Below are 17,318 nucleotides of genomic sequence, written 5' to 3' on the forward strand. Positions count from 1 at the left end.
TGCTGTGCCCCTACCCATTTGTCACATTCTTTTTTCAAATTGGTATTATTTGATCTGCTAACACCGAATGAGTATTTGTAGCTTGGGCAATGCCGAACCTACTCCTCACAATTCTTCTTCACTATATCTTTAAAAATTTTGGCAAGAAGTTGGTGATTAATGTTCTTGTGCTTCTCAGGAGTCAACAGATAAGCTGGATTATATACTCATGCATAAAAACAGCTTAAAATATGGATTTCATCAACCAAGCACAAAGGTTAGCATCTCAGGTTAGAGATAAAGTTCAAGAAGTGGTAACTAATACAGCCAACGGTGTAGATGAGGTGGTTGATGGAATTAAGAATACTACTGTAGAAATTACCACTTCAAGTATTAATGTAGTCAAAGATTTACAAGGATTATCAACTACAGCAGCACAGCAAGGTTTTCAAGCATTGGAAGGAGTTGCTATTGGGGCTACTACCTCTAGTCTGGTGATAGCTGATGCTCTGAAAAACTTGCCTGCAACAGCTACAGAATTAGCGGCAGAAATGCCCAAGATTGCAAATAGGTTGAGGTATCGTGCTGGTCTAAGAGTTGGCGATTCTCCTCGCTCTGATGCAGATGTTATCAAGCTTTTTGAGAAAATTCCTGGCACATCAAAGCTGGGAGGTAGCGAAAGGACTATTCGTCAATTTCTCAGTGATAAACATGGTAGTCATATTATTCCCCGCTCTCAAGGTGGCTCAAATGGTGCTGACAATATCCTTTGGGAAATAGGTGTTGACAATCTCCGTCGCGGTGCGAAAGTTATGACTGTTGGGGAGCAGTTCTATATTCGGGTTTACAATGCCGTAGATTCTATTGTCAGCAATTCTGGAACAATTGCTAAACTTGGCATTACGGCAACGGGAACTGCTATTCTCACCCAGGTGATAGTGACAGCAATTTCATACTCCTTGGATCTTTATCGGGGTGACATTACTGTTGAAGAATATAAAAATTTAATTTTATCAACAGCAAAAGCAGCAGGTATTGCTACACCAATTGTTTTTCTGGTTTTAGTAGCTGTGTTGGCGTTATTCCCAGAGTTTGCAGTCATATTGTCAGCACCAGTGGTTGTTGCCGGATTCAATTCCTTATTAGGTATAAGCATTGCTATGCCGATTATCCAATCGCTACTTCGCCACACCCAAGCCGGCGGTTTTGGCATGGAAGCTGCTGAGGCTTACAAGGGTGCGTTCGGTGGTTCTGCTTCTACTTGAGTGACAGAAAGCCCACGCTACTACTTTCTCTAGCAGCAGGGAGCAAGATGCTCCCACTACGAACAGCAGGGAGCAAGATGCTCCCACTAAGAACAACAGGGAGCAAGATGCTCCCACTACTTTTAAAACTATGGTTCTCAAAATAGATGTGGTTTAACTATTTAAGTGCAAGTTTATGGGTGAAATTCTTGTCAATTCAAGTAACCAGAAAAATCTAAGTTGTGAAATTTAGAAGCTCCGTCCTTTTAGGTCGGAGAGATGTCACAGAGAATCGGTATAAGCGATTTACAAGAAATAAATTAGCCATATTCCGTAGTGCGAGCATCTTGCTCGCTGATGTTCATTCATCGAGCGAGACGTTTGTCCTTCCCTGCGGGAAGCTGTGCCCTAAGCGTAGCTATGCCGCAGGCTTTACGGACACGCTACGCGCACGCGCTACAAACTTATTGGGTATTTAAAAAATTGGATGTCCCTAAGTTATGCACGCTGAACACAGAGGAGCAGCCTGTAAAGTAGACCTTTGGGATCGTTGCAACTTCTGAGAAGTAATGTGAACTTGTAGAAGAATTGCGCGATCGCACTTGCTATTCCATCCTTGTGCTAATGTGCAATATCTTAATCTGAAAGATATTGTTTATTTTAAAAAAGGAAACCGTTGATGTCGGATCTTGGTTTTACTCATGTTGCACTTGGGGTAAGCGACATAGATCAAAGCATCTCGTTTTATACAAAGTATGCGGCTATGCAAGTAGTACATCGTCGCACCGATAAAACGAAGCACGTAGATGTTGCTTGGATTAGCGATTTAACTCGACCATTTGTGATTGTGTTAATTCAAGTTGCTGAATTAAAATGCACACTTGCACCTGCATCTCATCTAGGGGTGGCTTGTAAAACTCGTGAGGAAGTGGATCGTCTCTGCAATCAGGCGCGCTCAGAAGGTGTGTTGATAGATGGGCCCCATGACTGGGGTGCGCCGGTCGGTTACTGGGCTTTTCTGCGCGATCCTGATGGTCATACCCTTGAGGTTTCCTATGGTCAAGAGGTGACTTTCACAGTTGAGCAAGCTCTGCATCACGAGTAATTGACAATTTTAAATTGGCGATCGCTATTTTTAACGATTGCAAGTTGAGGTGCGATCGCATCACCCAAAAATGGTGATTCTACTATGTTAAAACAACTGCAACAATTCAGAACTCTTTTAGCTGCCAAAAATTCCGGCAATTTAGGCGACTTTGCGATTCTCAAGTCTGATTTACTGGGTGCAAAAGTTACTCCAGATGTGGCTGATAAATTGCGATCGGTAGTCGGATATTATCCCCCAATTGATTTAGAAAAATTAAGCCAATATCCCCCAGGTTCTTTTGGGCGAGAATATGCTGAACACATGCATAGAAATCATCTCCAGCCATTGAATATCAGTCCAGAGCTTGATGATGTAGCTAAACGTAATGCCTTTGCTTTGCGCTATGTCGTCACCCATGATATTTTTCATGTTTTGCTGGGTTTTGATACCAGCTATGCTGGAGAAATTGGCGTTCTTGCTGTTGCTGCTGCCCAAAATTACAGTTATGCACTCAAAATTAGTTTGTGGTTAGCCAAATTGCTCTATCCGCTTTTAGCTCCCCAACAAATCAAAGCAATTTTTGTTAACCTAAAAACAGGAATTGAATTAGGTAATCAAGCTGATTTTCTTCTAGGCTATCGCTTTGAGGAGCATTGGGCAGAACCAATTAATGAGGTGAGACAGCGCTTAGGATTAAAGCAAATTTCTTCTATTTCACATTTTTTCAGCTAAATGCTGTGATTAAATATTTGGATGCAACCAATGATTAAAATTCTCGAAAAATCTGCCAAAACAACTGTCGCTAAACTGCCAAACGGTTTCCAAGAGTCCAAATGGTTGCAAACATTCAAAATAGTTTTACAACCAGTAGAAAATTTAGAAAATTTACAACGGCGCTATGGAGATATTTTTTATAGTGAATTTAGTGCTTTTCCCCCGCAATTAATTATTAGTAATCCCCAAGCTATTCAGGAAATTTTTACGGCTGATTCCAAGCTGTTTGAATCAGGTTCAGGAAGCAAAATTCTGCAACCATTACTGGGAGCAAACTCACTAACTTTATTAGATGGCGATCGCCACATGCAACAGCGTAAGCTTTTAATGCCTCCCTTGCACGGTGAACGGATGCGGGCTTACGGTCAAATTATCCGTGAAATTACAGAGCAGGTAACTAGCCAGTGGGTGATTGGTCAACCTTTTGTCGCTCGTTCCAGTATGCAGGATATTTCTTTGCAAGTGATTTTACGGGCTGTTTTTGGACTAAAAGAAGGAGAGCGTTATCAACAAATCAAGCAGATATTAATTGAGATGTTGAATACTTTTAATTCTCCGTTGAGTGCGACTTTACTGTTTTTCAAATCTCTACAAAAGGATTTAGGCGCTTGGAGTCCTTGGGGAAAATTTGTCCGGCGCAGACAGCTACTCGATCAACTGCTTTACCAAGAAATTAATAAACGTCGAGAACAAGGTAAAACTGACGCTGAAGATATCCTCAGCTTGTTAATGTCTGCGCATGATGAAGCAGGTCAGCCAATGACTGATGTAGAGTTACGCGATGAATTGATGACCATGTTATTTGCAGGTCATGAAACCACTGCGATCGCTCTGGCTTGGGCTTTATATTGGATTCACTATGTCCCGGAAGTCCGCGAAAAATTGCTTTGGGAACTCAATTCCATTGATATGGCCAATGCTGATCCAATGGCGATCGCGCAATTACCATATTTAAATGCGGTCTGTTGCGAAACACTGCGGATTTACCCCGTTGTTTTCTTTTGTTTACCACGAATTCTGCGCACTGATATGCAATTGATGGGCTACGATTTACCAAAAGGAATGTACCTGTCAATCTGCACTTATTTAACTCACCAGCGTCCTGATATCTATCCCGAACCTAAACGTTTTCGACCAGAACGTTTCCTAGAACGGCAATTTTCTCCCTATGAATTTATACCCTTTGGCGGTAGTAATCGTCGCTGTATTGGCGCAGCCTTTGCCATGTTTGAAATGAAACTCGTACTCGCAACTATCCTATCGCGCTACTCACTAGAATTGCTGGATAAAGTTCCCCTCAAACCTGTCCGGCGCGGTATTGTATTTGCACCGCCTGGGGGTGTGCGGTTAGCGGTAAAGAGATAGGGATTCGGGGCAGGGGGAGGGGGGGCAGAGTGTGGGGAGTGTGGGGAGTGTGCGAAGTGTGGGCAGTTTTTTCCCCATGCCCCATGTCCAATGCCCCATGCCCACTTGCCCTGAGCGAAGTCGTACTGCGAAGCAGAACCCGTTCGCGCAGCGTCTCCGTCAGGAGAAGGGTAGGGATGCCCAATGCCCATTTTCAAGCTAGATTCTTGACTTTGACATGAAATGTGCGAAGCTAATATTTAGTTAAACTAAGTATTCAGCAGTGCATCAAACTCGTGACTAGACTTACGGGAAACATTGATTTGACAGAATCACTCGTTAGTGGTTCTAAAGAAGTGATTTTAGAAACACAGGGACTGACACGTTACTTCGGTAAAGCAGTTGCTGTGGATAATTTGAGTATCACAGTAGAACAAGGTGAGGTATTTGGCTTACTCGGCCCGAATGGCGCAGGTAAAAGCACAGCAATTAAGATGTTGACTACGCTATTACCCCTGAGTGCAGGCAGAGCCACAATAGCTGGTTATGATGTTACTCATCAGGCGGCTGAGGTGAGGCGACTATTGGGCTATGTACCCCAAGCCCTATCTGCTGATGGTAGTCTCACGGGCTACGAAAACCTCTTAATTTTTGCCAAGTTATACGACATTCCCCGCAACCGCAGGGAAAGATCTATTCGGGAAGTTCTAGATTTTATGGGTTTGCAAGCAGCCGCCCATCGCTTGGTACGTAACTACTCTGGTGGGATGATCCGCAAGCTAGAAATTGCCCAATCAATTATGCACCAACCCAAGATTTTGTTTCTCGATGAACCGACTGTAGGGCTAGATCCGATCGCTCGTTCTCAAGTATGGCAACTTGTGCAACAACTGCGTCTAGATTACGGCACAACCATCTTTTTAACTACGCACTTTTTAGAAGAAGCCGATAATCTGTGTACTCAAGTGGCGATTATGCAGCAAGGCAAAATTGCGATCGCAGGCTTACCCAGTGATTTAAAAGCGGCTTTAAATCAGCCGAATGCAACTTTAGATGATGTCTTTATTCACTACACAGGCGATCAATTAACATCAGGAGTCAACTACAGTGATACAGCCAGAACCAGACGTACAGCTAAACGGTTGGGTTAAGGCAAAACCTCATCGTCTAACCAATGCAATCTCTGCAATTACTCAGATCTGGAAAAAAACCCTCGTGATTGCCGAGATGGAAGTGCGAAAACTCCGACACGATCCCACAGATTTAGTCGTCCGAGCCGTGCAACCATCACTGTGGCTGCTGATTTTTGGACAAGTCTTCACCCGCATCCGCGCAATTCCTACAGGGGACTTACCTTATTTAGATTTCATGACTGCGGGGATTCTGGCACAGAGCGTTTTGTTTGTCGCCATTTTTACAGGTGGTATGACACTGATTTGGGAGCGAGACTTAGGAGTTGTGCATAAATTCTTGGCGAGTCCCACACCAAGAGTGGCAATGGTATTAGGTAAATCCCTAGCCTGTGGAGTACGTTGTTTATCACAGGTATTGGTGATTTACGTCTTAGCACTACTGTTAGGTGTCAAACTCAACCTGAGTCCTGTAGCTATTTTGCAGGTGCTATTAATTGTCATGCTGGGAGCTAGTTGTTTTTGCACTTTCTCCTTAATTATTGGCTGTGTGGTCAAAACCAGAGAACGAATGACGGGAATTGGACAATTGTTAACAATGCCGTTGTTTTTTGCTAGTAATGCCATCTATCCGATTTCAATGATGCCAAACTGGTTAAAGTTCCTATCTCACATTAATCCCTTGACTTACCAAGTAGACGCATTACGCGGTACGATGCTAGCAAATGGAAATAGTATCTATGGTTTTGGTTGGGACTGTACAATTCTCTTGTTAACATTAATAGGCTTGACCTTAATCTGTGGAAAACTTTATCCACGGGTAGCCATGTAATTTGGAGAATAAAGAGCGACATGACCCTCGGTAAAACTACGCAAGGCGGAACTTCTGAAGAATGTGCTGCCAGAGTAATGGAGACAATTCCGTTAGTGATGCGGTTTATCCGAGCGGATATGCGAGCTAACAGTGCAGCTTCTTTATCGATACCGCAGTTGCGATCGCTAGCATTTCTCAACCGCAGTCCCGGTGCTTCACTATCTGATTTAGCAGACCATTTAGGAGTCACCTGTGCGACAGCATCAGCCACAGTAGAAAGGCTAGTACAACGCAACTTGATCAAACGCGCTGATGATCCCCAAGAACGGCGGCGAGTGCTTCTGAATCTGACGGAAGACGGAAGGTATCATTTAAAGCAATCTCAAGACCAAACTCGCGCTCATATTACCGACCTTTTGCAAGGTCTGACACAAGAACAAGTTTCCCACATAGAAGAAGGGTTGGCTCTACTGAAAAATGTCTTCGAGCAAACGGAAAATAAACCTACCCAACGCTGAATCGGCACAACACGATCCTTTTGCGGCGTTGAGGTTTCGAGATTATCGACTATTTACTATCGGGCGTGTACTTTTATTTATCGGGTCACAAATGCAGACTGTGGCCATTGGCTGGGAACTCTACGATCGCACCAACTCAGCTTTAGCTTTAGGTGGTGTCGGGCTAGCCCAAGTCTTACCAATGATTCTGCTGACCTTGATTGCTGGCGATGTCGCCGATCGCCGCGATCGCAAATTGACAATGTTACTAGCAGTGCTGCTGTTAACTTTATGTTCCCTCACTTTGGCAGTACTTTCCTGGAGTAAAGGAGCAGTAGTTTTAATTTATACCTGCTTGGTCATTACAGGTATTGCCAGAGCCTTCTTGAAGCCTGCCAGCGATGCATTGATGTGGCAATTAATACCCGTCAGCGCCTTTACCAATGCTGCGACTTGGAATAGTAGTAGCTTTCAGTTAGCCTCAGTCATCGGCCCAGCTTTGGGAGGATTTGGCATAGCCTTATTGAAAGGTGCTACAGGGGTATATGTGCTAGCGGCGATCGCCGGATTGATGTGTTTAATTTTAACTGTGGCAATCTCCAAACAACAAACGATTGTTTCCAGAGAACCAATCTCACTCCAAGCACTTTCAGCCGGGGCTAAATTTGTTTGGCAAAATCAATTGATTTTAGCCGCCATCACCTTGGATATGTTCGCAGTATTGCTAGGGGGTGCGATCGCTCTACTACCAATTTTCGCCAAGGATATTTTACACGTTGGGCCATTAGAATTAGGCTACCTACAAGCAGCTCCCTCAATTGGTGCTTTACTGATGTCAGTTGTACTGGCATATCTACCGCCCTTACGCAAAGCTGGCCCAGCCTTACTTTGGTCAGTCGTTGGCTTCGGCTTTGCTACTATTATCTTTGGGCTGTCTCGTTGGTTTTGGCTATCATTATTGATGCTAGTGCTGAGTGGCGCACTAGATACCATTAGCGTTGTGATTCGCCATACATTAGTGCAAATTAGAACACCAGATCATTTACGCGGTCGCGTTGCGGCGATTAATAATGTATTTATTAGTGCCTCCAATGAATTAGGGGGCTTTGAATCAGGCTTGACTGCGGCTTTATTTGGGCCCATTATCTCCGTAGTTGGTGGTGGAATTGGCACAATTGTTGTCGTGATTGCTGTAGCTGCAATCTGGCCGGGTATTGCCAAACTAGGAGCATTACAAGAATATACAACCGAAAAAACAACGGTTTAAGGGAACTCCAAAAAATAAACAACAACTTCAGGTTGTTGACTGTTGACCGTAGGGGCGGGTTTATTTAGATCATTGTCGATCAACGAGGATATCTGTGAACCCGCCCGTACAAAACTCAACAGCCCTTATTAGTATTTATGCAATTTAGACGCCCATTAGCTTAGCCTCTAAAAATTTAACCGCCAATCTGGAATCGCACTCAACCATGTTGTAATAATTACAGAACTGACCAAAAAAGTAGAAGGATGAATATTTCGCCATTTCTAAGTTCATAGTTTATATTTCATCCTTGAGCTAACTTTTACCAATCAGAGGTTTTTGCAATGGTTATTGATTTATTGAGCCGCAAACAGACTCACTTTGTCTTGTGGCGACCCAATTATTTAGCAACAGCGCCCACTCTCTACATTGGCACTAGCAATCCCGCAAATCCCAATCAAATCAAGAAATTAGGAGAATTTAAGCTTCATCAATCTCCAGAATTTCCAGAACTGTGGGAAGTTTCACCGCAAGATTGTGGTTTAGTGGATGGACAAGTCTACTTTTACTGGTTTAAAGTCCGCAATACAGATCCTTACGATCCCGCCAATACTACCCAAGTTCTTTACTGCACCGATCCCACAGCCACAACTGTAGATAGAAGAAAATCTGCACCCACACCCTCAGAACCAGGGGGAGTTGCTAGCTTTGATCCCGCAAGTGTCGTGCTTTATCAAAATGGACAGTTGATTCCTTGCGATCCCGACGGCGAAACCGTGAATTGGGAAGGTGATACTTCTTTGGATAGACTACCAAGCAATAATCGCTTGGTAATCTATGAATTACCTACCCGCTGGACGAAAATTAGCCCAAATGGAGCGATTGATGTAGGAAATGGGACATTTCGCGATATTCTATCATTGTTGATTCCGGAAGCAACTGCGCCTAGTTTTCGCACAGTGCGTACCTTAAATAACCGGGCGCATCTTGTGGAATTGGGAGTTAATGCATTAGAACTCCTTCCCCCAGAAGATAGCGATGATACTTTGAATTGGGGTTACGGTACAGCAAATTATTTTGCAGCAGATTACGACTTAGGGAAGCCAGATGAACAATCAGCACCAACGGCTTTAACTGATTTAGCTAACCTAATCAAAGTGTGCCATCAAAATGGTTTGCGGTTTTTTATTGACATTGTGATGGCATTTTCGCGGAATAATCCTTACCATAACGTTAATTTTCTCGATTTTTACCTGAAATGGGGTAGTGGAGATCCAGAACAAGGTAATAGAGATGGCTTTGGTGGGGATTTATTTAAATACAACTATTGGGTAGAAGGTTATCACCCAATTACTGGACAAAAATCCTCATTTGTTCCCGCCCGTGAATACTTGAAAGCCCACATTGCCCATTGGATGGAATATTATCGCGTGGATGGGTTGCGGTTGGATAGTGTGAATAATGTTGCCAATTACGACTTTTTGCAAGAGTTTAAAGACTTTGCCCGCACTTTATGGGATAAAAGGGGAGGAGCAGGCGATCGCTTTTTGGTAGTCGGAGAAGAATTAAGCGTACCCTTAGCTTTAGTGCATCAAAATCGTTTAGATGGACTTTGGAACGAAAAGTTCAAACAAATCATCCGTCAAGTAATTTTAGGTAAAAATGCTTGGGATGAACCAAGTTTTGAATGGAGTGTCCGCAAGCTCATTGATTGTCGCAACTTAGGTTTTACAGATGGTTCGCAAGCAGTAAATTACCTAACTTCCCATGATGTCGGCGGTTATGGTAACGAACGTTTCTTTAACTACTTAGTTAGTAATGGGATTAATCATACTGAACCACGGATTAAGCTGGCCTTTGTCTGCTTACTAACTGCTGTGGGAATTCCCATGATTCTCGCTGGTGATGAATTTGCCGATCAACATGATTTAGTCATAGCTGACGAACATGGTAGTCATAAACAGATTGATCCGGTTAACTACAGCCGTGTCAAAGACGATTGGCGAAAACGCATTTTCCAATATGTTGCGAGGTTGGTTCATTTCCGCAAAACCTCTGATGCTTTAGCAGCCAATGATACGCAATTTATTCACACAGACTTCAGTGATGGCAAACGAGTTTTAGTTTGGCAACGTGGCAATCAAGCCGATAATTTAGTAGTTGTCGTCGCAAATTTCTCTGACTACGGCACTTCTTGGGGTTCTGAGTATAAAGTTCCCAATTGGCCTGCAACCCCAGCTGGTAAGCAATGGAAAGAAATTACTCAAGAGCGTATAGTCCCCTCAGAATGGGTGGGTAGAGAAGGCATCTTCCCTTGGGAAGCTAAAGTTTACACACTAGTTTAATCTTGAGCGAGGATCGCTACAGGCGATCGCAACAGCCAGAGAGTTGAGAGTAGGGGTGGGTGACAAATAACCGCAATTGTTAACGAGAATTTTCGTAAACCTGCCCCCACTTTCCTTTTTGAGGAAAGTACAGCACTGTCCCGACAAAGAATTTTTTTGCAGATTCTGATTATTTTGATTTCAAGACCATGTAAGAAAATCAAGACAAAACAAAATTTTTAGCCTCTGCATTTAACTAATACTATACGAAAATACCGTATTATCTAATTCAGCAAACCTAGATTTAATTAGGGTTGTATACTGTGCCATAAATTAGATCAGCAAGAATATTGTGTAGAGATGTTGCATACAACCTATTCATTTAAGTTACTTGGCAAATTCCCTTCTAAAATTAAGAATATTGTTAATTCTGAACAGACTTACTTTACTCTTTGTGGGGGGGTATGATGAGCCGTCCGATTATTCTTGGTATTGTCGGTGACAGTGCCGCTGGAAAAACAACACTAACTAGAGGGATTGCTCAGGTACTCGGGCCCGAAAATGTCACGATTATCTGTACGGATGATTACCACCGTTACGATCGCCAACAACGTGCAGAAATTGGGATTACCGCACTTCACCCTGATTGCAACTATCTAGATATTATGCAGCAGCACCTATCGCTGTTGCGCACTGGACAGTCAATTCTTAAACCAGTTTACAGCCACAAAACTGGTACATTTGAGCCACCGCAGTATATTAAACCCAGTAAATTCGTAATTATCGAAGGATTACTTGGTTATTCTACGCGTGCAGCCCGTGATGCTTATGATGTCAAAGTTTATCTCGCACCCCCCGAACAAGTTCGCGCCCAATGGAAAGTGAAACGAGATACCCAAAAGCGAGGCTACACTCCCGAACAAGTACTTGCAGAATTAGAAAAGCGCGAACCAGACTCAGAGCAATTTATCCGTCCCCAAAGACAATGGTCTGATATAGTTGTCAGCTTCTATCCACCAGAAGAAGAAGCAGATGAACTCAATGGACACCTCAATGTGCGACTGGTACTGCGTCCCACAATTCCCCACCCGGATTTTACCCAGATTATTAAATCTACTAATGGTAGCTCCTCCTCAGCAATCCGCCTAGGATTAGACAGGGATATGAATAAGCCTGTAGATGTCTTAGAAGTAGATGGTCACGCGACTTTGGAGCAAGTAAATAAACTAGAGCAGATCATCTGCTCTGACATGCCACATTTAAAGAGTATATGCGATCGCGAAAGTAATCCTGAACTTGGCAAAATTGCCGGTACAACTGGCGAAACACTCCAGAGTTACCCCCTGGCGTTGACTCAGTTGATCATTACTTACCATATGCTGAAAGCAACACAAATGTATTTATAACATTCGCTTCAGGGCGAAAGGGAAAAGGGGAAGAGGGGAAAGGCTAAATTCAAACCTTTCGCCTTTTCCCCTTTTCCTTTTTTTTAGCCTAAGTTTAATTATTAATTAACTGGCGATCGTATCTGACTTTTTACGCTTAGAACGCTTGTGTTCTGATTTTTTCTTCAATAATCACAAAAAAAATATCAGTACAGTGAAGTAAATAGACCACACTGTAGGGGCACGGCACCAGTAGATTATTGTATGTACCAGAAGATTGTCTATGCCGTGCCCCTACGATCGATGTGGTTCAAATACGTGAAAACTGCTGTAATACCAATTCAAATAATGTTTGCGACACATCAATATATTCTAGAGGGCACGGCAGTGCCCATTGGTGTCAACTTAAGCCGAAAGCTATATCGGGCAAGCGTTGTACAAATCCCCCACGCCCTCATCCCCTAACCCCTTCTCCCCAAGGAGAAGGGGAATTGAATCTCTAGCTCCCCTCTCCCCTGGGGAGAGGGGCTGGGGGTGAGGGCGAAACCTTTTCACCAAGCGGGTTTCACGTTAAGTTGACACCAATGGGCAGTGCCGTGCCCCTACCATCTGTCGCATTCTTTTTTCAAATTGGTATAATTTAATGATTGCAGACCGATGCAATTCAATTGCAGGTCGATGCAATTCAATTGCAGGTCGATGCAACTCAATTGCAGGTCGATGCAACTCAATTGCAGGTCGATGCAACTCAATTGCAGGTCGATGCAACTCAATTGCAGGTCGATGCAACTCAATTGCAGGTCGATGCGATGTCTACGACAAGCCGCTCCGCGTCTACGCATTGTCAGGCGTAATAATATACTCCCGGATTTCTCACCATACCTCTCAAAGCCTGCGCTTGTGCGCTTGTGCAAGGGAGCAGGAGAGAGTCTTGTAAGTGCCTATGCAAAAATATTTATGTCATTGCGAACGAAGTGAAGCAATCTCAAACCCTTGCGATTGCGTCGTTTCGCTTCCCTTCGGGACGCTACGCGAACGCTACACTCGCAATGACAATGTATATTTAATTTTGCATTAGTACTTACAAGTTCTTTCCCCTGTGCCCCTCTGCTTCATCAAACGCTTAAAGCTTGTGAGAAATGCGGAATATAGCGGTTCTCAGTTGGATGCAAGACAAAATTATATCGTCGCATGTAGGGAACAGTGCCGTGCCCTTTGCTTGTCTATAAAAATAATCAGAGAATTAAGTGTTTACCTGGAAGTAAAAGTAGTGTAATTATCCTAAGCAAGTACGGTTACTACTCCAGAAAAGTAAATATTGCCTGTTATATTAGAGAAGTCAGAATAAAGCAAACTGACACACGAACCAAGAAAAGGCAATATCACCTCGGTATCAAGCCTTTATATTTGGGGGCACATTAAGATATTAGCTCCCTCAACTATAAGTAAGGAATTATCGGATTCCGGAATGTAGAGACGCAATTACTCGCGTCTCTATAACCGGAGTAAAACCAAGTATCAAAATCAGATTCAATAACCACAACTAAGGTTAAATAGAACGAGAGCATCCTAGTTTTTTGTATGTCTTTGCGAGGGAAACGAAGTGAAGCAAAGCAATCGCAAAATCTTTAACTAAAAGCAAGTCCATGCGATTGCGTCGTTGTTCCTATTCTCTTCTCCCAAGGGGAGACGCGCAAGGGACGAGACGCTACGCGAACGCAATGACATCTTACGTTTTCTTTGGTTGACCTACTTAACATTTATTGAAAGCGGCGGGAAACTCCAACCCTAGAGTGGGTGGAGTTTTTCATTTCTTGGAGTTCCCCTACTCGCTCAAACTTTGCAAATGAAAAAAAAGATTTTTGCACTAGCACTATCTCTTTTAGCTTTTATTATGGTTATACTTACAGCTTCTACCCAGGGTTCTCAAAGTTTTACTAACGATAAAATCAATGAAGTTTATGTTTTTGGGGATAGCCTTTCCGATACAGGCAATATATTCAAAGCTACAAACGGAGTTTATCCCCCTAGTCCTCCTTATTTTCAAGGACGTTATTCTAATGGCCCAGTTTGGGTAGAACATCTTAGTTCTAAACTGGGATTGAATAATACCAAAAATAATAATTTTGCTTATGGTGGTGCGACTAGTATTAGCGGTAGTGTTAATGGCATTCCGGGGGTTTTATCCCAAGTCTATAGTTATACAAAATCCCAGCCAAAGGTAAACCCAAATGCGCTTTATATCCTTTGGGCTGGAGCCAATGATTATCTTTTTGGGGCAACTAATACGACTGCGGCGATCGCCAATGTATCCAATGCAGTTCAGTCATTGTTAATAGCCGGAGCGAAAACAATTTTGGTAGCTAATTTACCTGATTTAGGGAAAATTCCCGCTACTTCTAATACTGCAAATGCCACTAATTTGAGTGCCGTCACAAAGCTACATAATTCAGAATTAACTAAATCGATTGATTTACTACAGCAAAAATCTGGTTCTGGCAATAATATCATCCAACTCGATGTTAATTACCTCTATAAAGAAGCAATTTCTCACCCAGCAAAATTTGGTTTCGCAAATGTGACTAGTTCTTGTCTATCTAATGTGACTACTTGTAACCATCCAGACCAATTTTTATTTTGGGATGGTATTCATCCCACAACTGCTGCTCATCGCATTTTGGCAGATGCAGCGCTAAAAGCACTCTCACTACCAAGGTAATTCGTAATTCGTAATACTTCGACTTCGCTCAGTACGAGTTCGTAATTCCTAATTTTGTAGTCAGGACTGAAGTCTTGACTACAAAGCTATGAAAAATTTTGCAATGAAATACTAGGGAAATTAACTATTAATTAATTGTTCTAAAGCAATTTTTAAGTCTTGTGTTAACTGGCTTGTAGCTTGTCTCGCAGCTTGGCGATCGCTTTGGGAATTTAGCCAGCGTTCTGTGACAGAAATTGGTTCGCCAACAGACAAACATGCTTGTCGCCAACCTAAGCGAGGACGTGCGGGTGTTTTAGTTTCACTAATTCGCGAAAGCATATCGAATATAATTAGCGTTGTTTCGGCAAAGCGTTCAGCGGTTGGTTGTTGCTGAATATAGTTAGTAGTAACGGCGAGAAAACTTTCGACTAAGCGCATATGTCGCATTCGTAAATCGGCTTCTTCTGCAATCCAGTCTGCTAATCCGCGTTGCAGAGGTGATAAAGCAGCAATATCAGGTACATCTTCGCGGTAAATATAACTCCAGCCTGCTTCTTCTAAACGGCGACAGCGATCGATAAAATTTCCCTGTGGCTGGATATTAAAATATTGCTCTGACATTTGTAAAGCGGTATCCATGAGGCGATGAAGACGGGAATTTATATCTTGATTGGGGATAACAGGAAGATTTTGATGATAGAAACGGCGGTAAAATTCTTCCATTTCGGAAATGACATGTTCAGCTAACCGATAGAGGCGTTGATAGTAAATTTCTGCTTGACTATTGATGCTGTTGTCAATTGGTAACGCTGGTAAGCCGCTATTAGCTTCCAATTTACTTAACAACCGCTCTAATTTTGACCAAGGTGGGTTAATGTAGCGATATTGGATGGCGATCGGCACAATAAAAACAGTCTCAGGACGATTGGCTTTGGCTAAGTCTTCGACACACCAAAATCCCAATTGGGAAACACCGGGTTCTAAGGGGCTAACAATTCCGCTATGACCATTAGTACCACCTTCAGGGGCAACCGCGATCGGTATTTTACTATTAACAAATAACTCCCGTGCTGTTTGGATCGCCTGTCTATCTAATCGCTTACCCCGACGAATTGCTACACCCCCCAAGCTAGAGAAAAACCAACCTAGCCAATTCCCAGCCCATAAAGTCATACCTCGGTCGTAGAGAAAATGAGAGTGAGGGGGATATTGTAACGGTATTCCTTGCTCACGAGCGACCTGTGGTACAATCCGGGAAAGTAGATAGAACATACAAAGCGGATCATCTACCTCTGGATGTCGAAAAGCCAGCAAAAAACGAACTTTGCCAGCTTGGAATTGTTGATAAAGCTGAGCTAACACCTGAGCATTTTTAGCTTCAATATTGATAATACCCGCTGGTAACCAAGGTCGAAGCCTGAAGCGCAGAAATACTGGCAGTAACCACTTGGCAATCTGGAGTATGACTGCGTTAAAGCGTGGAGGAATAAATTTTAGCGGTGGTTGAATGGATTGAATCGATTTTGGCAAGTTAGGCTCCAGATTGTTTTTTTCAGAATCGCCTACTTGATTTTGACATTTTTAGAAATGGGCGATCGCATCTGACCCTGGCAATCCAAGATAAATTATGTGATAAATCCTGAAAGCTGGCATTGGTTATTTTTTCAAGGTAAAAAATGGTAATATTAGTTGTCGTAATTAATACCCTGATTTCCTTCGCGTTACTCTATGTTGCTTGGCGCGTATGGAAGTTGAAACAACAGTTGCGCATCATCACAGATAGATTATCCTATTATGAAAGCTGTAGCCATACACTTTTGTATGCTGCACCAGAAAAAATCTCTTCTGCCCAGCAAAGTATTTATAACTTACGACAGGGAAATCAACGGCTAGAAGTACAAATTCAACAAATACGGCAAATTATTAGCCTGCTTTTTTTAGGAAGGCAGATGTGGCAACGTTCTTTTGCTAACAAGCTTGTACCGCTACGTAAAAATGGTAGAAATTAAAAATTATCAATTACTACTGTTGTGATAATTTTTTGACAAATTCTTGATGTTCCAATGAATTTAAGCCTGCTTGCAATGCTGCCATAACTGTGGACATATCTCCAGCAAGCAACGCTGTCACTGCTAACCATAAACCAGGCATAACTTGACTTTGTAAAATCCCATCTTCGTTGGGTTCTAAAGAAACATATTCACTGTTAATCAACCGAAACCAATCGAGTTGATTTTCTAATTTCTGCCAAACAATATATTCTTGAATTCCGTTACGCCGATAAGCCTTTTTTTTATCGTGCAAATCATAAGCTGCACTAGAAGCAGCAATTTCTACAATTAATTCTGGTGCGCCTTCAATATAGTCATCTGCGGTTAATCGCGATTGTCCTCCCAAGGCTTGATCGATTAACAAAACTGCGTCTGGTTGGGGTTCATTATCTTGATCTAGTCTGAGGGTTGGTTCTATTCCTAACTTGACACCGGGTGTAGCAATCCGGTAAGTCCATAACCAACCCACTAAATTACTGTGTGGTTCTGCATGACGTTCAAAACGTAGAGGTGATGCCAAGTAAACTACTCCTTCAATTAATTCAGCTTTCTTGTGTTCGGACATAGCTTGATAGCGACGCTCAAATTCATGGCGCGATAATCTATCACCGCTTTCCAAAGGTGGAATCAAAGCTGGAGTTTCGTTAATTTCTGGTTGCTGTGGTTGCCGTTGTGTCACCATGTAGCATTACTCCAGGTATTGTTAATAGTTTAATTTTATAGGAAGGCACAGGAGACTGTT

The 17,318-nt window shown here is 42.7% G+C and carries 15 protein-coding genes; 13 read left to right on the forward strand and 2 right to left on the reverse strand.

The features are described 5' to 3' along the window. Positions 1-230 precede the first annotated feature (230 nt). From AACU32_RS34185 to AACU32_RS34240, 12 genes are all read left to right on the forward strand, one after another. On the forward strand, positions 231-1,244 hold the full coding sequence (locus tag AACU32_RS34185) for an HNH endonuclease (RefSeq protein ID WP_096606564.1): 1,014 nt from the start codon (positions 231-233) through the stop codon (positions 1,242-1,244). A 658-nt stretch (positions 1,245-1,902) separates the two neighbouring features. Beyond that, on the forward strand, positions 1,903-2,328 hold the full coding sequence (locus AACU32_RS34190; protein WP_096606566.1) for a VOC family protein: 426 nt from the start codon (positions 1,903-1,905) through the stop codon (positions 2,326-2,328). Between the two features lie 84 nt (positions 2,329-2,412). Continuing rightward, positions 2,413-3,042 carry a Coq4 family protein gene (locus AACU32_RS34195; protein WP_096606568.1) on the forward strand — a complete coding sequence of 210 codons (630 nt, stop codon included), beginning with the start codon at positions 2,413-2,415 and terminating at the stop codon, positions 3,040-3,042. A gap of 30 nt (positions 3,043-3,072) precedes the next feature. Then, positions 3,073-4,449: a cytochrome P450 gene (locus AACU32_RS34200; RefSeq protein WP_096608305.1), complete on the forward strand. Its 1,377-nt coding sequence runs from the start codon at positions 3,073-3,075 to the stop codon at positions 4,447-4,449. 275 nt (positions 4,450-4,724) lie between these two features. Then, entirely contained in the window at positions 4,725-5,579 is an 855-nt protein-coding gene (locus AACU32_RS34205) for an ABC transporter ATP-binding protein (protein ID WP_096606570.1), read from the forward strand. Beyond that, positions 5,536-6,390: an ABC transporter permease gene (locus AACU32_RS34210; RefSeq protein ID WP_096606572.1), complete on the forward strand. Its 855-nt coding sequence runs from the start codon at positions 5,536-5,538 to the stop codon at positions 6,388-6,390. Before AACU32_RS34205 ends, AACU32_RS34210 begins: the two co-directional genes overlap by 44 nt. A gap of 20 nt (positions 6,391-6,410) precedes the next feature. Continuing rightward, positions 6,411-6,890 (forward strand): MarR family winged helix-turn-helix transcriptional regulator, encoded by a 480-nt coding sequence (locus AACU32_RS34215; protein WP_096606574.1) that lies wholly within the window; start codon positions 6,411-6,413, stop codon positions 6,888-6,890. Next, positions 6,850-8,136 carry an MFS transporter gene (locus AACU32_RS34220; RefSeq protein ID WP_096606576.1) on the forward strand — a complete coding sequence of 429 codons (1,287 nt, stop codon included), beginning with the start codon at positions 6,850-6,852 and terminating at the stop codon, positions 8,134-8,136. The genes AACU32_RS34215 and AACU32_RS34220 overlap by 41 nt, the downstream gene beginning before the upstream one ends. 323 nt (positions 8,137-8,459) lie before the next feature. Next, positions 8,460-10,460 carry an alpha-amylase family glycosyl hydrolase gene (locus tag AACU32_RS34225; protein ID WP_096606578.1) on the forward strand — a complete coding sequence of 667 codons (2,001 nt, stop codon included), beginning with the start codon at positions 8,460-8,462 and terminating at the stop codon, positions 10,458-10,460. Between the two features lie 446 nt (positions 10,461-10,906). After that, the gene (locus AACU32_RS34230) at positions 10,907-11,845 is read left to right on the forward strand and encodes a phosphoribulokinase (RefSeq protein ID WP_096606580.1); all 939 of its coding nucleotides are present in this window, start codon (positions 10,907-10,909) and stop codon (positions 11,843-11,845) included. Between the two features lie 626 nt (positions 11,846-12,471). Next, positions 12,472-12,678, forward strand: a complete 207-nt coding sequence (locus AACU32_RS34235) for a hypothetical protein (RefSeq protein WP_339378519.1) — start codon at positions 12,472-12,474, stop codon at positions 12,676-12,678. 992 nt (positions 12,679-13,670) lie between these two features. Then, positions 13,671-14,543: an SGNH/GDSL hydrolase family protein gene (locus AACU32_RS34240; RefSeq protein WP_096606582.1), complete on the forward strand. Its 873-nt coding sequence runs from the start codon at positions 13,671-13,673 to the stop codon at positions 14,541-14,543. Between the two features lie 120 nt (positions 14,544-14,663). On the opposite strand, the gene AACU32_RS34245 is transcribed toward AACU32_RS34240, so the two are convergent. Further along, a complete protein-coding gene (locus AACU32_RS34245) occupies positions 14,664-16,055 on the reverse strand; it encodes a lysophospholipid acyltransferase family protein (RefSeq protein ID WP_096606584.1) in 1,392 nt (463 codons plus the stop codon). A 146-nt stretch (positions 16,056-16,201) separates the two neighbouring features. Here AACU32_RS34245 and AACU32_RS34250 point away from each other — a divergent pair, with 146 nt between their 5' ends. Continuing rightward, a complete protein-coding gene (locus AACU32_RS34250; protein WP_096606586.1) occupies positions 16,202-16,534 on the forward strand; it encodes a hypothetical protein in 333 nt (110 codons plus the stop codon). A 13-nt stretch (positions 16,535-16,547) separates the two neighbouring features. Here the strand turns inward: AACU32_RS34250 and AACU32_RS34255 are convergent, their stop codons facing one another. Further along, positions 16,548-17,258, reverse strand: coding sequence for a Uma2 family endonuclease (locus AACU32_RS34255; RefSeq protein WP_096606588.1), 711 nt, complete (start codon positions 17,256-17,258; stop codon positions 16,548-16,550). Between the last annotated feature and the right edge of the window lie 60 nt (positions 17,259-17,318).

This window comes from Calothrix sp. NIES-2100, from assembly GCF_963875285.1.
Classification (GTDB): Bacteria; Cyanobacteriota; Cyanobacteriia; order Cyanobacteriales; family Nostocaceae; genus Aulosira.

Excerpts from the sequence above, each read along its gene's own strand:
- AACU32_RS34185 (WP_096606564.1), top strand. The coding sequence starts at position 231 with ATGGATTTCATCAACCAAGCACAAAGGTTAGCATCTCAGGTTAGAGAT.
- AACU32_RS34190 (WP_096606566.1), top strand. The coding sequence starts at position 1,903 with ATGTCGGATCTTGGTTTTACTCATGTTGCACTTGGGGTAAGCGACATA.
- AACU32_RS34195 (WP_096606568.1), top strand. The coding sequence starts at position 2,413 with ATGTTAAAACAACTGCAACAATTCAGAACTCTTTTAGCTGCCAAAAAT.
- AACU32_RS34200 (WP_096608305.1), top strand. The coding sequence starts at position 3,073 with ATGATTAAAATTCTCGAAAAATCTGCCAAAACAACTGTCGCTAAACTG.
- AACU32_RS34215 (WP_096606574.1), top strand. The coding sequence starts at position 6,411 with ATGACCCTCGGTAAAACTACGCAAGGCGGAACTTCTGAAGAATGTGCT.
- AACU32_RS34220 (WP_096606576.1), top strand. The coding sequence starts at position 6,850 with ATGTCTTCGAGCAAACGGAAAATAAACCTACCCAACGCTGAATCGGCA.
- AACU32_RS34225 (WP_096606578.1), top strand. The coding sequence starts at position 8,460 with ATGGTTATTGATTTATTGAGCCGCAAACAGACTCACTTTGTCTTGTGG.
- AACU32_RS34230 (WP_096606580.1), top strand. The coding sequence starts at position 10,907 with ATGAGCCGTCCGATTATTCTTGGTATTGTCGGTGACAGTGCCGCTGGA.
- AACU32_RS34240 (WP_096606582.1), top strand. The coding sequence starts at position 13,671 with ATGAAAAAAAAGATTTTTGCACTAGCACTATCTCTTTTAGCTTTTATT.
- AACU32_RS34250 (WP_096606586.1), top strand. The coding sequence starts at position 16,202 with ATGGTAATATTAGTTGTCGTAATTAATACCCTGATTTCCTTCGCGTTA.
- AACU32_RS34255 (WP_096606588.1), bottom strand. The coding sequence starts at position 17,258 with ATGGTGACACAACGGCAACCACAGCAACCAGAAATTAACGAAACTCCA.